Annotated in this window: 23 protein-coding genes; 10 read left to right on the forward strand and 13 right to left on the reverse strand. The window is 61.5% G+C overall.

Annotated elements, in window-relative coordinates; all coding sequences use genetic code 11:
* Positions 1-22: 22 nt before the first annotated feature.
* The gene (locus tag ACP7DW_RS07535; RefSeq protein WP_426054691.1) at positions 23-379 is read right to left on the reverse strand and encodes a hypothetical protein; all 357 of its coding nucleotides are present in this window, start codon (positions 377-379) and stop codon (positions 23-25) included.
* A 107-nt stretch (positions 380-486) separates the two neighbouring features.
* Between ACP7DW_RS07535 and ACP7DW_RS07540 the strand changes: the two genes are divergently transcribed.
* A complete protein-coding gene (locus ACP7DW_RS07540) occupies positions 487-744 on the forward strand; it encodes a hypothetical protein (RefSeq protein WP_426054690.1) in 258 nt (85 codons plus the stop codon).
* Positions 745-816: 72 nt separating this feature from the next.
* On the opposite strand, the gene ACP7DW_RS07545 is transcribed toward ACP7DW_RS07540, so the two are convergent.
* A complete protein-coding gene (locus ACP7DW_RS07545; protein ID WP_426054689.1) occupies positions 817-1,203 on the reverse strand; it encodes a hypothetical protein in 387 nt (128 codons plus the stop codon).
* Positions 1,197-1,565 carry a hypothetical protein gene (locus ACP7DW_RS07550; RefSeq protein ID WP_426054688.1) on the reverse strand — a complete coding sequence of 123 codons (369 nt, stop codon included), beginning with the start codon at positions 1,563-1,565 and terminating at the stop codon, positions 1,197-1,199. The genes ACP7DW_RS07545 and ACP7DW_RS07550 overlap by 7 nt, the downstream gene beginning before the upstream one ends.
* Before the next feature lie 229 nt (positions 1,566-1,794).
* Here ACP7DW_RS07550 and ACP7DW_RS07555 point away from each other — a divergent pair, with 229 nt between their 5' ends.
* Entirely contained in the window at positions 1,795-2,121 is a 327-nt protein-coding gene (locus ACP7DW_RS07555) for a hypothetical protein (protein WP_426054687.1), read from the forward strand.
* A gap of 17 nt (positions 2,122-2,138) precedes the next feature.
* Here ACP7DW_RS07555 and ACP7DW_RS07560 read toward each other — a convergent pair whose 3' ends face one another.
* Both ACP7DW_RS07560 and ACP7DW_RS07565 read right to left on the reverse strand, forming a co-directional pair.
* Positions 2,139-2,393 (reverse strand): hypothetical protein, encoded by a 255-nt coding sequence (locus ACP7DW_RS07560; protein WP_426054686.1) that lies wholly within the window; start codon positions 2,391-2,393, stop codon positions 2,139-2,141.
* A 17-nt stretch (positions 2,394-2,410) separates the two neighbouring features.
* The gene (locus ACP7DW_RS07565; RefSeq protein ID WP_426054685.1) at positions 2,411-3,250 is read right to left on the reverse strand and encodes a hypothetical protein; all 840 of its coding nucleotides are present in this window, start codon (positions 3,248-3,250) and stop codon (positions 2,411-2,413) included.
* Between the two features lie 206 nt (positions 3,251-3,456).
* Between ACP7DW_RS07565 and ACP7DW_RS07570 the strand changes: the two genes are divergently transcribed.
* A complete protein-coding gene (locus tag ACP7DW_RS07570; protein ID WP_426054684.1) occupies positions 3,457-3,921 on the forward strand; it encodes a hypothetical protein in 465 nt (154 codons plus the stop codon).
* Between the two features lies 1 nt (position 3,922).
* A complete protein-coding gene (locus tag ACP7DW_RS07575; RefSeq protein ID WP_426054683.1) occupies positions 3,923-4,291 on the forward strand; it encodes a hypothetical protein in 369 nt (122 codons plus the stop codon).
* Between the two features lie 202 nt (positions 4,292-4,493).
* On the opposite strand, the gene ACP7DW_RS07580 is transcribed toward ACP7DW_RS07575, so the two are convergent.
* Together ACP7DW_RS07580 and ACP7DW_RS07585 are read right to left on the reverse strand one after the other, a co-directional pair.
* Complete coding sequence (locus ACP7DW_RS07580) at positions 4,494-5,000, reverse strand: type II toxin-antitoxin system YhaV family toxin (RefSeq protein ID WP_426054682.1); 507 nt, start codon at positions 4,998-5,000, stop codon at positions 4,494-4,496.
* The gene (locus tag ACP7DW_RS07585; protein WP_426054681.1) at positions 4,997-5,326 is read right to left on the reverse strand and encodes a type II toxin-antitoxin system PrlF family antitoxin; all 330 of its coding nucleotides are present in this window, start codon (positions 5,324-5,326) and stop codon (positions 4,997-4,999) included. Before ACP7DW_RS07585 ends, ACP7DW_RS07580 begins: the two co-directional genes overlap by 4 nt.
* A 148-nt stretch (positions 5,327-5,474) precedes the next feature.
* Between ACP7DW_RS07585 and ACP7DW_RS07590 the strand changes: the two genes are divergently transcribed.
* The gene (locus ACP7DW_RS07590; RefSeq protein ID WP_071079011.1) at positions 5,475-6,629 is read left to right on the forward strand and encodes a sensor histidine kinase; all 1,155 of its coding nucleotides are present in this window, start codon (positions 5,475-5,477) and stop codon (positions 6,627-6,629) included.
* Positions 6,630-6,677: 48 nt separating this feature from the next.
* Here ACP7DW_RS07590 and ACP7DW_RS07595 read toward each other — a convergent pair whose 3' ends face one another.
* The 5 genes from ACP7DW_RS07595 to ACP7DW_RS07615 all read right to left on the reverse strand — a co-directional run bounded on the left by ACP7DW_RS07595 (position 6,678) and on the right by ACP7DW_RS07615 (position 10,725).
* Complete coding sequence (locus ACP7DW_RS07595) at positions 6,678-6,920, reverse strand: hypothetical protein (RefSeq protein ID WP_071079012.1); 243 nt, start codon at positions 6,918-6,920, stop codon at positions 6,678-6,680.
* Between the two features lie 105 nt (positions 6,921-7,025).
* On the reverse strand, positions 7,026-8,471 hold the full coding sequence (locus ACP7DW_RS07600; RefSeq protein ID WP_426054680.1) for an ATPase domain-containing protein: 1,446 nt from the start codon (positions 8,469-8,471) through the stop codon (positions 7,026-7,028).
* Positions 8,468-8,884 (reverse strand): hypothetical protein, encoded by a 417-nt coding sequence (locus ACP7DW_RS07605; protein ID WP_426054679.1) that lies wholly within the window; start codon positions 8,882-8,884, stop codon positions 8,468-8,470. The genes ACP7DW_RS07600 and ACP7DW_RS07605 overlap by 4 nt, the downstream gene beginning before the upstream one ends.
* A gap of 70 nt (positions 8,885-8,954) precedes the next feature.
* Entirely contained in the window at positions 8,955-10,325 is a 1,371-nt protein-coding gene (locus ACP7DW_RS07610; protein ID WP_426054678.1) for a hybrid sensor histidine kinase/response regulator, read from the reverse strand.
* A 163-nt stretch (positions 10,326-10,488) separates the two neighbouring features.
* Entirely contained in the window at positions 10,489-10,725 is a 237-nt protein-coding gene (locus ACP7DW_RS07615; RefSeq protein ID WP_426054677.1) for a hypothetical protein, read from the reverse strand.
* Between the two features lie 217 nt (positions 10,726-10,942).
* Between ACP7DW_RS07615 and ACP7DW_RS07620 the strand changes: the two genes are divergently transcribed.
* The 3 genes from ACP7DW_RS07620 to ACP7DW_RS07630 all read left to right on the forward strand — a co-directional run bounded on the left by ACP7DW_RS07620 (position 10,943) and on the right by ACP7DW_RS07630 (position 12,519).
* Positions 10,943-11,239 carry a hypothetical protein gene (locus ACP7DW_RS07620; protein WP_426054676.1) on the forward strand — a complete coding sequence of 99 codons (297 nt, stop codon included), beginning with the start codon at positions 10,943-10,945 and terminating at the stop codon, positions 11,237-11,239.
* A 5-nt stretch (positions 11,240-11,244) separates the two neighbouring features.
* The gene (locus ACP7DW_RS07625; protein ID WP_426054675.1) at positions 11,245-11,487 is read left to right on the forward strand and encodes an Imm32 family immunity protein; all 243 of its coding nucleotides are present in this window, start codon (positions 11,245-11,247) and stop codon (positions 11,485-11,487) included.
* Positions 11,488-11,574: 87 nt separating this feature from the next.
* Positions 11,575-12,519: an SMP-30/gluconolactonase/LRE family protein gene (locus ACP7DW_RS07630; RefSeq protein WP_426054674.1), complete on the forward strand. Its 945-nt coding sequence runs from the start codon at positions 11,575-11,577 to the stop codon at positions 12,517-12,519.
* 116 nt (positions 12,520-12,635) lie between these two features.
* Here ACP7DW_RS07630 and ACP7DW_RS07635 read toward each other — a convergent pair whose 3' ends face one another.
* Complete coding sequence (locus ACP7DW_RS07635) at positions 12,636-13,703, reverse strand: SDR family oxidoreductase (RefSeq protein ID WP_426054673.1); 1,068 nt, start codon at positions 13,701-13,703, stop codon at positions 12,636-12,638.
* Positions 13,704-13,800: 97 nt separating this feature from the next.
* Between ACP7DW_RS07635 and ACP7DW_RS07640 the strand changes: the two genes are divergently transcribed.
* Together ACP7DW_RS07640 and ACP7DW_RS07645 are read left to right on the forward strand one after the other, a co-directional pair.
* Entirely contained in the window at positions 13,801-14,712 is a 912-nt protein-coding gene (locus ACP7DW_RS07640) for a LysR family transcriptional regulator (RefSeq protein ID WP_426054672.1), read from the forward strand.
* Between the two features lie 69 nt (positions 14,713-14,781).
* Entirely contained in the window at positions 14,782-15,813 is a 1,032-nt protein-coding gene (locus ACP7DW_RS07645; protein ID WP_426054671.1) for a MerR family transcriptional regulator, read from the forward strand.
* Positions 15,814-15,817: the final 4 nt, after the last annotated feature.

The following is a 15,817-nucleotide window of genomic DNA, read 5'->3' on the forward strand; positions in this document are numbered from 1 at the left end:
GACGCTTACGCTGATCTGGACATCAAAAGCATGAATTCTGGTTGAACCGCTTGCCAACCGATCGCACCAAGCCGGTAGAAGGTTCGATATTAAACACCACGTAGCGGCGCTGCGGGCAGACCAGTTCCAGCGACTTCTTGCTGCATTCGAGCATGTCGGTCTTGCGCGTGCCTTGCGGGGTAGATACCGAGACGTCCCGGTTGATGTACGGACTGCACTCGAAGCCCTGTTCCGTGGCGACCTTTCTGGCCGCGTCCATGGTCAGGCCGACCGCGTGCAGCTGGTCCACTTCGGCCGCCAGCGTGGCGTCGGAAACGCGGGTGAGGGCGCAGCCGGCCAGTAACGCGCAGGCCAGCAGTGGCAACATGAAACGTAACATCGTCTTTTTTCCTGGCTTTGTAGTCGAGCTACGCAGTGTACTGGAAGAACCCTCGCACTGTACGCCGCCGTACCGTGCGCCATCGTCGCGTATTCGATAGTGATGGGATGGATATCAAGAAAACTCCGCGCACCGATGCCCGCCATGCGTCGATCGTGCGCCAGGGCCTGGAATGGGCCCTCACTTACGGCCAGCGCAGCGCCGCTGCCTTTCTGCTGGTGCGCAAGGTGCCGCGCCCGGTGGTCGAACGCATACCCATCAGCATGGACGGGCGCGGACGAGCACTGGTGGTGGTCAGACAGTCTAGACGGCGCTGGGAAGACGCTTACCTTGCAAGCGCAACCCCCTCCGATTCGTCTGACTAGCTCTTGCGCCGCAGGCGGTTTTTCCTAGCGGCAATATCAGCCGCTCAAGCCAAATAAAGATACCGCCTCAAGCTACTCCTCACACACCACCCCACCCACCGCTCCACCAATACTCAACCCCGTCGACAAATCAAAACCAAAATCACAGCGGTAACCATCTTTTGGCCGGTGCCGGCACAGCAGCATGTCACGATTGCGAATGCGTATGTGCGGATCGGGGCAGCCATCGCGCATATCCGGCCCGATGGCTTCAAACATGTCTTTGGCAGCGGGTCCCGTCAAACGAAACGCGACTTTGGTATCGCCCGCAACCGGGGCTACGGCTTCGTCAAGATAACCGCCATAGATCGCGTACGAAGCTGAAAAACTCCTCTCTGCAAACTCCCATACGGCCCGGGCCTGGTGCGCCAACAGCAAGCACAGTAGCGCGACGAATAGCAGGCTGGCTCGTCTCAGCATACGGAGCCGCCGATGCGGCGCCCGGTCAGAAGATCAAAGCCGAAGTCGCAATGATGGCCATCGCGGGGATGGTAGGAGCAGCTCACTTCCGCCCGCTGGCGCAAGCGATACTCGCCATCCACACCACAGGCATTGCGCAAGTCCGGGCCCATCGCATCAAATAGCTGTTTCGCCGCCTTGCCGTCGATCCAGAACGCGATGCGTTTGTCTTTCCTGGTCGGCGGCTGCGGATCACTCAGGCTTCCGCCATAGATGGCATAGCGGCCTTTGAATGACTGATAAGAAAATAGCCATTTGGGGGCGGATTGGGCCATGGTCGTAGCCAAAACAAGGAGCAGAAAAACAGCGCGAAGGCGTTTCATATCATCTTCCCCGCTACTTGATCGTGACGTGAAAATGGTCGTCGTGCCGTATCAGCGGTCTTATGCGGGGGATAGTAGGATCATTAAAATAAATAACGTGGACAAAGCTGAATTCAAAAAATATGCGGATTAACTGGGCCGTGGCATCGCGATGCAGACTGCCTGTCAATCCTTTTAACGCATTTTATTGACAATGCCTCGCGCCACCGCACTTGGCGGGCATCCCCACATGATCGCCAACAGATACACGCTCGATGATTTTTGCCGCAATGCATTTCGGAAGCATTGCGAAGGATCAAATCCCTGTACGTTAATGGAGTTATCGCTAGTTACAGCCATGACATTGAACCAGCACAAGGTCGCCCCGCACCACTTTGAAATTAACGAACATCCCCACTTAAATACCCCATCGCCCTTCGATACTTCTCCCCCTCTCCAGATCCTTCTGCGTCGGTGCCTCTATCCTCGACAAATCGCTGTTCTCGGCCAGATCAGCCAGCTTGACGGCCTTGCCAACCGGGTTCAAGGCCGCGCGGGAGATGAAATCCTCGTATGACTCGCCTTCGATCCTGCTCACGGCGCGCACGCCGTCGATGATTTCCTGGGAAAATCCTTCGCGTGCCAGGTCGTCGAAGGTGATTTTTCATCGCTTTCTTCCACCACATCATGCAGCACGGCGACAATCTGCTGGGTGCCGGGCGCCACGCGCAGCATCACGCGCAGGGGGGGGCAGTATGTACGGCGCGCCGCCCTTGTCCGTCTGGCCGGCATGGGTGGCGGCGGCGATTTCAATCGCGCGCTCCAGGGTGCCGCGGCTTGCGTGTTCACTCATGTTCACTCCTTGTTCAGTCCACTTTGATTGATGTGTCGGTTGCACGCCAGCCGCGGCGCTGCAAATGGCAAACGCTGCTGCACAGCAAGGCTGGCAGCAACAAATTGAGAACCGGCACGAGCATTAGCAGACACAGCAGCAGCCCCAGGGCAAAAATCGCCGGGCGCTGCTCGCGGCGCAACGCCGTTTGTTGTTCCACGCTGAGCACGGCTTCGGCCGCAGCGCCGTAGATCATTTGCACATTCCAGGCCAGCAAGTACGAGATCAGCACGCACATCGCCCACACGGGAATCAGCAGGGAAAGCAACAGCAACAGGCGCTTGCGCCAGGCGGGGCGCGCGGCGGAGGCATCCAGTCCGGTTGGCGCTTGCCAGGCAACATAGCGGCGTGCCGCCACGGCCTTGGCGCGCTCCAGCAACAACCAGCGTAGCGGCAAGCGCGCCGTGCCGATGGCGCCGACGATAAAGACCATCACGTAGAAAAAAGCTGCCAGCGCCAGCAGCGCCAGGGCGATCTGGCCGATCGACAGCAGGGCCTTGGCGGCACTGCCCAGGCCGCCGGCGATATTGCCCATCTGCGAAACGGTGGCCGGCCCGTTGGCGAGTGTCCCGACGCCATCCATCACGCCCAGGCCCAGCAAGCCGGTGACAGCCACCAGCGCCAGCATGGCGCTCAGCTCGACGAAGAAGCGGCCGAAATAGCCATACAGTCCCAGCCACAGCGCCACGACCGCCATGCACCACAGCGCGGAGCGCCACCACAGGCCCGCATGACGCGCATCGCGCAGTCCCAGGCCGATGCACGTGAAGGCCTCCCGCCAGGCCAGCAGCCAGGTTTGCAATGTTTGTGTCACGCTAGCGCGTACTCCGCAATGAAGGGGCGGATACATCGATCCGTATGTTGCCGATTCTACATGGACAAGGCTGGCGCACGCGCCGCCGAGAGCGATGGACAAATCCGACCCCAGCTCGCCATTGTTTGCGATACCGCAATTCCCGGATGGAAAGAAATACGAAACAATGCCAGTCCCCCCCACCGTTGCGCCTGGCGGAGTCAACCATGCTTGAAGTTCAGCCCAGAGACAAGCGCGGGTTTTTCATCCTGCCCCAGGCTCCGGAAGATGCCGGGTATTACGTCTATGGCACTCCCGGCAGGGGGGCGGGCCAATATGCGCACCCAAACATGATGATGACACTGCTGTATGTCGAGCGTGAATGGCAAGCGTCGGATACGCGGAAATTTGGCATCGGCAACATTAGCCTGGCTAACGGAACCGCGTATGGGGAACACTCAACGCACAAATCCGGTCTGGAGGTGGACATTCGTCCACTGCGCAGGGACGGCCTTCAACTCCCTGTTTATTGGTACGACAAAGAATACGATCAAGCCGCGACGGCAAAGCTCATCGCACTTTTTCGCGCCCATGCCAGTGTGCGCCGGGTGCTGTTTGACGATAGCGGCATTCCATTCGTGACGCCATTCAAACATCACGACCATCACTTTCATCTGGAACTGAGAGCTTGACATGAAAAGGCAGTGGGCTCTGGCGTGGGGCGCCTTCACCCTGTTTTCACTGGCTTATGCGGCTAGCGACAGCGACTGGGGCGAATACAAACCGTTCAAGGGTTCTTATCTGATGTATTCAAATACCTTGGGCGAGCAACAGCCACCCACACCGCATGACCGCAAGATTTCTTTCATGGTCACGGGGAGCGTGGCCAAGGACATGTTTGACTCCATGGGGCCGGACTCGAAAGAGCGCTGCAGTTTGCAGAAAGGCCATCGGCAGCGCGACAAGGAAAATGTTTCCTGTGTCCGCGATCATGACGGCTATAGGTGCCACTTCGGCTTTAACCTGCGCAGTGGCAAAAGCATTGCGGGATCGATTTGCTAAGTAACCCTCGGGAAATTATTGTGAATTTATGACGAACAGAACCGGATGCTGTGCAAGGCGCCCGCTGCGACGCAGTGCGAGCACTGCTAGCAGCGGGCAACACCGCACAGCGCCGGTTATGGAAGTCAGAAATCACAATAATTTATTGGGGGTTACTTAGATCGCCTGAAGTGACCGGGGCCTTAGCCCAGCCAGTCCTGCACTACTCCCCAGTGCCTGCAACCAGGCTCCGCAGGCGCGCGTCCTCCGCCCTGGCCTCCGCAAGCAACATATCCCAATCATCGGGCGGGTGCCCGCCCTCCAGCATCTTGCGGAACACCCGGTAAGCGTCATCGCTGCTCTCATAGGCACGCTTGCTGTCGTCGTCATTGACCCATGCAAACACGAGTACCTTGGCAGCTGCGTGATAGCGGAAGAACAGTCTGTATTGCTGGAAAAACTTGGCCCGGAACCAGTGTTTATGCGCATCGCCGAGAGTACCGCCTTGCCGATACTCGGGGCGTATGGGATCTTGTGGAATGACATCGAACGCCAACTTGGTGATAGCGGCCAGCCGCTTGCTGGCGTTCTTCTTCACGTAGCCGACCGGATCCTTCTGCTTGAGCGACTCGACCTGCAGAATCAGCGCCTCAATCTGCGCAAGGAATAGAGGATGGACAAAGACTGTCCATCCATGAATGACCAGCGGCGCAGTCTTGTCCGTGCTCATTCATCGTCCGCCGTCAAGGCAGTATCGAGCTCGACTTCGACATCCCCTACCAGTGATCGCAGGCGCTGGACGAGCGCAGCATCCACAGCCATCAGACGTTCCGGATGACTGGCAAGGTCGCGTGTCAGGAAGCCCAGGAACTGCCCCAGCACCGGGTCATCGCCTGCAGAAGCGTCGGCGCGCGTCATGACCACTTCGCCATTCGGGCGAACGGCGTAGTGGATCTTGTCCCGCTTGCCCAACCGCAAGGCGCGACGCACGGTTTCCGGCACAGTGGTCTGGTAGCGGTCGGTCAGCGTGGATTCGATGTCGTGGGTAGCGGACATGATGCTCTCCGGTTAAAAGGGATGCTCATATGGTAATGCGAGTGCATTACCATGTCAATGCCCTTGACACCCGGAGCAGAACCCAATCCCCCATCCCTCACATCAACAGCGTACACTGGCTCCTCTACCATCAACGCATCGGTCCATCGTGAAACTATCGTGCTTTATTACCGACCATCTGGAGCAGATCCTGGTGGAGTGGGAACTCTTCGCCAGCTCGCTTCCCATTCCTGGAGCCGCCATCTCGAAAGCCGAATTGCGCGATCATGCAAAGCAGATGCTGGAAACCATCGTGCGCGACATGGATGTCATCGAGAACGCGGCGCAGCGGAAAAAGAAATCGACCACGGGCGTGTCAGAAATAGAAGGCAAGGAAACGGCAGCGGCCACGCATGGCTCGCTGCGCCAGCAGATCGGCTTCACGCTGCCGCAGCTGACGGCGGAATTTCGCGCGATGCGGGCCAGCGTTCTGCGCCTGTGGATGGCACAGGTGTCGGTGGCGTCGAAAACGGCAACGCAAGACATCCTGCGCTTCAATGAAGCGATCGACAAGGCGTTGCAGGAATCGGCGATACGCTACTCGCAGCAGAGCGACCGCACCCGCAATACCTTTCTCGCCATTCTCAGCCACGATCTGCGCAGCCCGCTGAGCACGATGACGATGGCCGGCGCGCTGCTGAGCAGGCCGAGCGCGAACCCCTCTTCCACGGTAGAGATCGGTGCACGCGTTGCCCGCAGCGCGGCCGCCATGACAACCATGGTCAACGATCTGCTGGAATTTGCCAGGACGCAGCTGGGCGGACACATGCCCGTCTCCCCCTCCCTGGGCGATATCGGGGAAATCTGCAAAACGGCCGTCGAGGATGCCTCGGCCGCTCACCCGAAATGCAAGTTTGAACTGAGCACCACGGGCGAAATGATCGGCGACTTCGATGCGCCCCGCCTGGCCCAGCTGTTTTCCAATTTGCTCAACAATGCTGCGCAATATCGCACCGACGACCAGCCAGTGAGCATCACGGCCTGCGGCGATGCCGATATGGCCGTGGTGCAAGTGAAGAATTTTGGCCGCCAGATCCCGGAAGCCTCGCTGAAGACCATATTCGATCCCCTGGTACAGCTGGCCATTTCTGACGAGTACAAGTCGCCAAATGCCACCAGTATCGGCCTGGGTCTGTTTATCGCGCGTGAAATCGCCTGCGCGCACGGCGGCACCATCGGCGCCGAGTCCAGCCTGGAATGCGGCACGGTATTTACCGTGCGCCTGCCCAGGGTAGCGCTGAACGCGGGCGCGAACGGCGGCTAGGGGCGGCTCCCGGCAAAAGACGAGATCCCCTGCCGGGACAGGCTCGCCCTACCTGCGGCTGAGCGGCACATACTCACCCGGCAAGCTGGCCGCTTCCAGCGCATCGGCAAAGGCCAGCAGGAACTTCGCCGGGCCATGCTCCGACACCAGCAGGGAAGCGCCCTTGTGGCGCAGCAGCTTCAAGACTTCCTGCTGGTGCGCCTGGTATTCCTGCGCATGGCCGTAGAAGGTCTGATACATTTCCAGCGTTTCCATGGCTTTCACGGCCAGGATGAATTCGGGTTTGTCCATCATATCTCCTCTTGATCGGCTCGGAAGCACAGCAGACGCATCTGCCCCCTGTGCGCGCGGCCATCGCCGTCGGCATGGCCGCACTTCCATCATACGCCTCATCGCCTAAGCCCGGTAAGGCTCGCCCGACAGGATGCCCTGATACTGGCTGAGGGCGGCGCCGATCTTCATGCCCTCGGCGTCGATATCGTAGAAGCGGATATCCTTGCTGTGGCCGCTGCCACGCACCTTCACCACCGATACCACGCGCTTGAACTGGCCTTCGAGCTCGATGTAGCGCTGCATGACGATGGCATCGGCCAGGAAGGCGTTGCCGTAGGAACTGAAGCGCAGCATGGTGTACTGGTCTTCCAGCTCGGCCGTCATCAGCACGGACACGCCCATGTCCGTCAAGGCCGCCACCAGGCGGTACAGCGATTCGCGGAAATCCTCGCGAAACATCGAGGCCAGCGCCATTTCAAAGCCGGACAGCGAGTCGATCACCACGCGCTTGGCCTTCATGCGCGTGATCATGCTCACCAGGTCGTGCAGGATTTCATCCAGCGACAAATCCAGGGTGCGCGTGTTGATCACGCCGATCTGGCCGGAATCGACGAGGGCATTCAGCTGATGGCTGAGCAGCTGGTTCGGACTTTTCTCGAAGGCGGCGATCACGCCAGGTTCGCCGCAGCGCACGCCTTCGGCGAGAAATTGCGTGGCCAGCACGGTCTTGCCGGAACCGGACGGCCCCACCAGCAGCAGTGAGTAACCTGCCGGCAAGCCGCCGCCCATCATGGCGTCGAGTTCCGGCACGCCCAGCGACAGGCGCTCACTACCGGAAATGCTGACCTTGCCCATGCCGCTGGCCTTCAGCACGGCGCGGGAAAAGATTTCCACGCCATCGTCATTGATGCGGAAGGTATGCGCGCCCAGGCTTTGCGACTGGCCGCGCATCTTGACCACCTGGATCTTGCGCACCATGGCGTCGCGGTGCACGAGCTGCGACAGCCACAGGATGCCGTCGGCCACCGTGAACACGGCGCTCGATTCGGCCTCGGGCGCCAGGTACTCGCCGATCAGGAAAGTCGTGGCCAGCCAGCTGGTCATTTGCGCGCCCAGCTGCTGCACGAAATTCTGCAGGCCGGCAGCGCCCGTGTCCATGGCCTTGGCCGACTGCACCACGGAGCGGAAGGAATCGACGAAGACCAGGCTGGGCGAGAACGCTGCCACTTCTTCGGCGATGCGCGCCAGCACGCGGTCGAAATCGCCTTCCAGCAAGTCGGCCGACAGATTGACGAACTTGATCGACTGGTTGATCTTTTCCACATCGAAGAAGGGGAACTGCTGCTGGTAGCGCAGCATCTTCAGCGGTGGCTCGCCCAGGACCGTGAAAAACAGCGCCTTGCGCTCGGGCGTGGCGAGGGAAAACATGATCTGGTGCGCCAGCGTCGTCTTGCCGCTGCCGGGCGTGCCCGCCACCAGGTTGAAGGAAAATTCCGGTATTCCGCCGCCCAGCAGTTCGTCCAGCCCCGGCACGCCAGTGGCCAGGCGGTGGATGGTGACTTTATTCATTCGTTCGGCTCCGTTCCAGCATTATTCACAACGTCATCACCCCAGGCTTTGAGGAGGATGCTATTCGTTAAGAGTTCGCCAATTAATAAAATAAGGGTATTGATGAAGTGCATCAACATCGCCGTGCTCGCCGCGCAGGCGACGCTGTCCGCCTGTCCTTGCAAACTGGCGCGCAAGGCGGTCATGGCAGCTGCCAGCGCTTGCGGCGGATGGGGCGTCAGCCAGCTGAACTGTTTCTGACTCTGGTGCAGGCTGCGGGCATACATCGACTCCACGCCCCGCTCACCAATGATCTGGTTCAATTCAGTGGCCAGCCGCTCCCACAGGCGAATACTGACGTCTACCACCGCACCTGGGTCGCGTAACAGCGCGTGTTCTATCCTGCGCTGCCGCTGTTCATGGACTGTGGCCATAATCGGATCTTTTCTCTGCGGTTTCGGTGCATGGACCATGTTAATGAAAGCATCGGAACTCCCTCGCCTGTCAGCGGGGAGCCTTTGCCGTGATTATTTTCGACAAAGCGTCGATATTGATGGGCTTTACCAGGTAATGGTCAAACCCTGCCTGGCCGGCGCGGTCAAACTCGCCAAGCTGGCTGTACCCTGACGCGGCGACAAAGCACGGCAGCGGCGCCGGCAAGGCCGCGCGCGCCGAACTGATGACCTGGAAGCCATCCATGCCCGGCAAGCCGATATCGCACACGATCACATCGTAGGGCGCATCGAGCGCGGCACGCAAGCCGCTGGGGCCGTCGTTGCGCACGTCGACATGGTGGCCGTCCTGCGTCAGCAGCAGCGCCAGCATTTCCGCCGCATCGGCATTATCCTCGATCAGCAATATGCGGCGCGGCAATGGGTGCGCTTCCCGTTCCGGGTCAATACCGGGGGTGGGCGGCGCCAGCGATGACAGGGGCAGCTGCAAGACAAACTGGCTGCCAAAGCCGACCCCGGCGCTGAAGACATCCACGGTGCCGCCATGCAACTGGGTAATGATGCGCACCAGCGACAGGCCGATGCCCAAGCCGCCCTGCGCCCGTTCCAGCGAACGGAAGCCCTGGGTAAACAGGTCGAAGATGAAGGGCTGGATATCGAGGGCGATGCCGGCGCCATCGTCGCTGACGGCAATTTCCACCAACTCATCGTGGCGCCTGACGACGATGTCGATGTGGCCAAACTCGTGCGTAAATTTGCTGGCATTAATGAGCAAGTTCGCAAACACTTGCGTCAGGCGCACCAGGTCCCCTTCGATCACCAGGGCTTCCTTCGGCAGGCTCACGCTCAGCACTTGCTGGCGTTGGCTGATGCTGGCCTGGCCAACTTCCACGGCACTGGCAATGATGTCGCTCAGCAGGATGGGCGCCAGCTGCAAGGTGATCTTGCCGCTGCTGACGCGCGAAGCGTCGAGCAAATCGTCGATCAGGCGCGCCATATGCGCCACCTGGCGGCCGATCACGCCATGCACATCCACCAGTTGGGGATCGAGGTCGACCTTCTTGGCCAGCAAATCATTGGCCATCGCCAGCGGCTGCAAGGGATTGCGTAACTCATGCGCGAGCATGGCCAGAAATTCCGTCTGGCGCACGGTTGTCGCTTCGGCGGACGCCTGCATATCCTGCGCGCCGAACGTCGCCAGCACCAGGTTTTGATTGGCTTCGCGCAACTGCATGATCAACATGCCAAAGGCGTCGGATTTATCCTTTTCCTGCAACTGCATCTTGGCCATGATCAACAGTTGATTGATCGTCTCGCGCAGCAGTTTGACTTCGCGGTTATGCAATGCCTGCAGATTGTGCTCGGAGGACAACTGCTGGGCGGGCGCATCCTCAGGATCCGGCGAGAGTGCTGTGTATTGCATGGTGACGGTGTGCGGCCTGTGGGGGCCGGCCTCAAGGACAACTCTTCGTTCCGCGGCGTTCACTCAGACCTCGCCGCGCACGCCAGCTCTATTGCTGCATACGGTGTATTACTTTCTAGCTGAGCACGATACTCTATTTTCCTTACGAAATGAAAGCATTCGATTACTTATCGTCAACAGTGCGCAGGGGTAGCACGTAATTGGCGAGCTGCCAGCCCATGGCCAGGGCCGATTGCTCCGCCTCGTGCTGCGTGCCGCGATTTTCCAGATTGGCTTGCCGCACATCTGCAAAGCCGCACTTGCTCAGCACCAACTGTCCCTGCCAGCATCCCTCGGGCAGTTCGCAGGCGTAGGCCGTGATCAGGAAGCCATTGTGGGTGGTGGGGTTCGCATAAGACATGAGGCCTCCGGGGAATTGCCAGCTGCGTAGTGAACAAGCACCACGTTTATCATTGCAGTATAGCCAGACTTAGTGCAACCGCAATGCGGCCCGAATCGTATTGAAATCAAGCACATACGCATCAGGCCGCCTGACGGAACAGTCATGCGCGCGCGTTGGCAATATGTTGCATTCCGTGCAAAAATTCGCCTGTCGCAACCCGCCCCCGCATTGCCATATGGACCAATACCATTTCCTCGTCGGCGAATTCAGCAAGAATAGCCCCTTCCATCCCACTGCGGCCAGCGCACAGCTGTTTGCCTGGTTCGCGCAGATCGGCGAGCGCGTCGAGCGCTACGGCAACAAGCGCGGCAAGATCGTCAAGTTCTCACAGCGCAATTACGAGAAGATGCTGTTCGCGCCAGAGACCAACGGCATCGGACTGCTTTCGCCGCGCATCGTGCCGCCCGACGAAGCTGACGAGGCCGTCAACTGCGACGCGCAGGCCATGCTGGGCGCCTACATCAACAATTGATCTCCATGACCCCACACTTATCGCTGCACTGCTACCTGCAAGACGAGGCCGCCGAACGTCCGCTGCCCTGCTCCGACGTGACCATCCACGCCGACCCGGCCACCCTGCGCGCCATCGCCCGCTTCCTGCTGGCCAGCGCGGACACGTTTGAGCAGGCGCAAGACCGCGCCGGCATGCACGCCCACCTGCAAGACGAATGGGACGACTGGCAGGACGACTTCCCCGACCTGATCGTGGTGGCGGCCTGAGGTGAGGCTTGGGGTAAGGCATACAATGGCGCCCCGCTTGCTGCGCCTCGGGTACCATACGCCACCTTTGCCATCCAGAGATCCCTGATGCCCGATACCCGAACCGCCTTGCCGGCGCTGCGCACCGCCGTACTGGCCGCCGCGTTGGCCAGCCTGTCCGCCTGCGCCAGCCCGCCCGCGCACGAAACGCTGTTCCTCACCACCACCTTCACGCCCGCGCACTCGTTCACCAAGGGCATCGAAGGCCCGGCCGTGGATGCGGATGGCAATATCTACGCCGTCAACTTTGCGCGCCAGCAAACCATCGGCAAGGTGCGTCCCGATGGCAGCGGCGAGGTGTGGCTGACCCTGCCCGGCACCAGCATCGCCAACGGCATTCGCTTCGGCAGCCGCGGCCAGATGTATCTGGCCGATTATATGGAACACACGATTTACCTGGTCGATCCGGCCACGCGCGCGCTCACCATCCACGCGCGCGAGCCGCGCATGACGCAGCCGAACGACATCGCCATCGCGGCCGACGACGTACTGTATGCGAGCGACCCGAACTGGAAGGAAAACACGGGCCGCGTGTGGCGTATCGCGCAAGACGGCACGGTGACCCTGGCGCTCGACACCATGGGCACGGCCAACGGCATCGAAGTGAGCCCGGACGGCAAGATCTTGTATGTGAATGAAAGCGTGCAGCGCAATATCTGGATGTATGACATCGCCGCCGACGGCAGCCTGAGCGGCAAGCGATTGCTGATCAAGTTTGACGATTTCGGCATGGACGGCATGCGCGTGGACGTCGACGGCAACCTGTACGTGACGCGCTATGGCAAGGGCACGGTGGTGAAACTGTCGCCGCAGGGGCGCATCCTGCGCGAGATCAGCGTGCCCGGCGCCAAGCCCAGCAACATCACCTTCGGCGGCCCCGACGGCCGCACGGCGTATGTGACGGAAGTGGTGCAGGGACGCATGCTGCAATTTCGCGTCGACCGCCCGGGCCTCGAGTGGCAGCGGGCGCAGGAGCGGCGCAAGGCCGAATAGCAGGATGTCGGCTTACGCGCTTGCGCGCTAAGCCGACCTACGCATTACCACGATGGCCCGGTAGGTCGGCTTAGCCGGAACGGCGTAAGCCGACAACATCGTTGGCGGCGACCGGGTCAGCGCGGAATGACGCGCTCCGCCTTCAAGCGCTCGAACAGGGCAATGAAGGCATCCTGCGTATCCTGGTAGTCGAGGAAGCCCGCCTTGCGGCTCTTGCCCATGTCCGTCATCACTTCCATCGGCCGCCCCAGGTCGGCATCCGTATGCCACCAGGAAGCCAGGCGGGCGATGTCCGCTTCGGCCAGATCATGCTGCTGCGCGATGGCACGCCATTGCGCGGGCGCCTCCTGCATGCGCTCAGCCAGCGGCGCCATCGCCTCGGGCAGATCCGCCGCCTCGATGCCGAAGTAGGCGGCCAGGCGCGGCCACAGCCACTTCCAGCGGAACACGTCGCCATTGACGATATTGAAATCCTCGTTGCGCGCGCAAGGGCTGTCCGCCGCCCACGCCAGGTGGCGCGCGATCTGGCCCGCGTCCGTCATGTCGGATAAACCATGCCACTGCGCGGGTGAACCGGGAAAGACGAAGGGCGCGCCGCTGGCCTTGCACAAATTCGCGTACACGGCCAGGGTCAGGCCCATGTTCATGGCATTGCCCAGCGCATAGCCGATGATGGTGTGCGGGCGGTGCACGCTCCACGTAAAGCCGTACTGCGCGGCCGCTTCAAACAGGCGGTCTTCCTGCGCATAGTAGAAATTCTCGACATCCTGGCGCCCCTGCTCTTCGCGAAATGGCGTGACGGGCACTGTTCCCTTGCCATACGCATCGAACGGTCCCAGGTAGTGCTTGAGGCCCGTCACCAGCGCCGCGTGGCGCAAGCGGCCGTTCGGCCCCAGCGCGGCCAGCACATTGGCCACCATGGCGCCGTTGACGCGGATGTTTGCCTGCTCGTTTTCCTGGCGCGCCCAGGCCGTGAAGAAGACGTGGCTGGCGTCCAGGCCCGCCAGCGCTGCGGCGACGGCGGCGCCATCCGTCGCATCGAGTGGCAAAGCCGTGCAGCCAACGGGAACCGGCGTGCGTCCGCGCGAGACGCCCGTCACCTGCCAGCCTTGCGCCAGCAAGTGCGTGGCAAGGTTGCTGCCGATGACGCCGCTGGCGCCGATGATGAGGGCGTGTTTTTGCATGACAGAAAACCTCTAAAAGAAAAGTCCATCATATCCGCGACTGAAATTCTTATCCGCGATACTATTTCACCTCATTCATGAATTGAATTCGCGAATCATGTTTTCATCGGAACATTTAAAGGGCCTGACGCCCTTCCTCGCCACGGCCGACGCGGGCAGTTTTACGAAAGCGGCCGAGCGCCTGCACCTGAGCAGCTCGGCCGTCAGCAAGAGCGTCGCGCGCCTCGAAGAACGGCTGGGCGTGCTGCTGTTCGAGCGCAGCACGCGCCGGCTGAAACTGAGCGACGCTGGCCGCGCCTACTACGCCACCTGCAAGCGCGTGCTGCAGGAACTGGCGGACGCGGAAGACGTGCTGGCCGAACACGCGACGGCACTGGCGGGCAAGGTGCGCATCGGCGTGCCCGCCGCGTATGGCCGGCTGCGCGTGATGCCGGCGCTGCTGGAACTGTGCGCGCAGTATCCGCGCCTGCAGCCGTCGATCGCCTTCAGCGACCGCTTCGTCGACCTGTTCGAGGAGCGCATCGATATCGCCGTGCGCATCGGCGCGCCCTCGCACTGGCCGGCCGCGCTGGGACAGATGCACCTGGGCGACGAGCAGCTGATCCTGTGCGCGGCGCCCGCCTACCTGGCGCGGCGCGGCACGCCCGCGTCCATCGCAGATCTGGATGGCCACGACTGCATCGCCTACGGTCGCGGCGACGGCTCGCCCATGCCGTGGCTCTTCCCCGGCGATAACGGCGGGCAGGTGGAATACCGCCTGGCGTCGCCGCGCATGACGGTGGGCGACGCGGAAGCGCGCACGGCCGCCGTGCTGGCGGGCCTGGGCGTGGCGCAGCTGGCCACCTGGCTGGTGCAGGAATACCTGGCGACGGGCGCCATCGTGGCAGTCATGCCGCAGCTGGCCACGCCAGGCTTGCCCCTGTACCTGGCCTGGCCGCTGGCGCGCCAGCTGACGCCGAAAACGGGCACCCTGCTGCAGGAATTGCGGCAGCGGCTGAGCATCAACTGAAAATAGGGCTTGACCCTGACGTTACGTCAGGATCGATGCTGTCCGTACGCACCAGGAAAGGAGTACGCCATGCTGTTGAAAATCGGTGAACTGGCCAAGATGACAGGCTTGAGCATCCGCACCCTGCACCACTACGACAGCATCGGCCTGCTCTCGCCTTCGGCGCGCACACCCGCTGGCTACCGCCTGTACCAGCACGGCGACATGGACCGGCTGCACCGGATCATGGCGCTGCGCAAGTTCGGGCTGTCGCTGGCCGATATCGCCAACGCACTCGCCGGGCCGGATCTGCCGCTCTCCTCCATCGTGGCGCGGCAGATCGCCATGCTGGAGCGCCAGATCGCGCAGGCGTCCACCCTGCGCGCACGCCTGTGCAGCTTGCAGGCGCAACTGGCGCAAGGGCAGACGCCGGAACTGGCCGAGTGGCTCACCACTATGGAGTTGATGACCATGTACGACAACTATTTTAGTCACGAAGAACTGCAACAACTGCCGCTGCTGACAGATAGCGCCGTGGAACAGGAATGGAAGGAACTGGTAGCGAGAGTGCGCGCCGCCAAGGACGCGGGCGCCGGCCCCGGCGATGCGCAAGCGCAGGCGCTGGCCACGCAATGGATGGTCAAGCTGGTGCGCGACACGGGCGCCCATCCTGGCCTGTTCACGCGGCTGAACGCCATGCACGCGCAGGAGCCATCGATGCAGGCGACGACCAGCGTCGATGCGGAGGTGATGCAATTCATCATCGCCGCCTTCAATGCCTCGCGCATCGCGCTGTATCGGCCTTTCCTCAACGAGCAGGAATATGCGCACCTGGCCGCCAATTACGGCAAGCGTTCGGGCGAATGGCCGGCCCTGATCGCCGCCGTGCGCGCCGCCATCGATGCGCGCACGCCGCCCACCGACCCGGCCGTGCTGCAACTGGCGCGGCAGTGGCTGGAACTGTTCCGCGCGTATGCGGGCACGGACCCGGCCACGCAACTGAAATTTCGCCAGGCGCACCAGCAGGAACCGCGGCTGATGGAAGGCAGCTTCGTCGATAGCGCCATGCTGCACTATCTGGGCGCGGCGATGGCCGTGGTGGCGCAGGAAAAGCCAGCGTAAAAGT

The sequence above is a fragment of the Janthinobacterium sp. PSRC1-1 genome, from assembly GCF_049897525.1.
Classification (GTDB): domain Bacteria; phylum Pseudomonadota; class Gammaproteobacteria; order Burkholderiales; family Burkholderiaceae_D; genus Janthinobacterium; species Janthinobacterium tructae.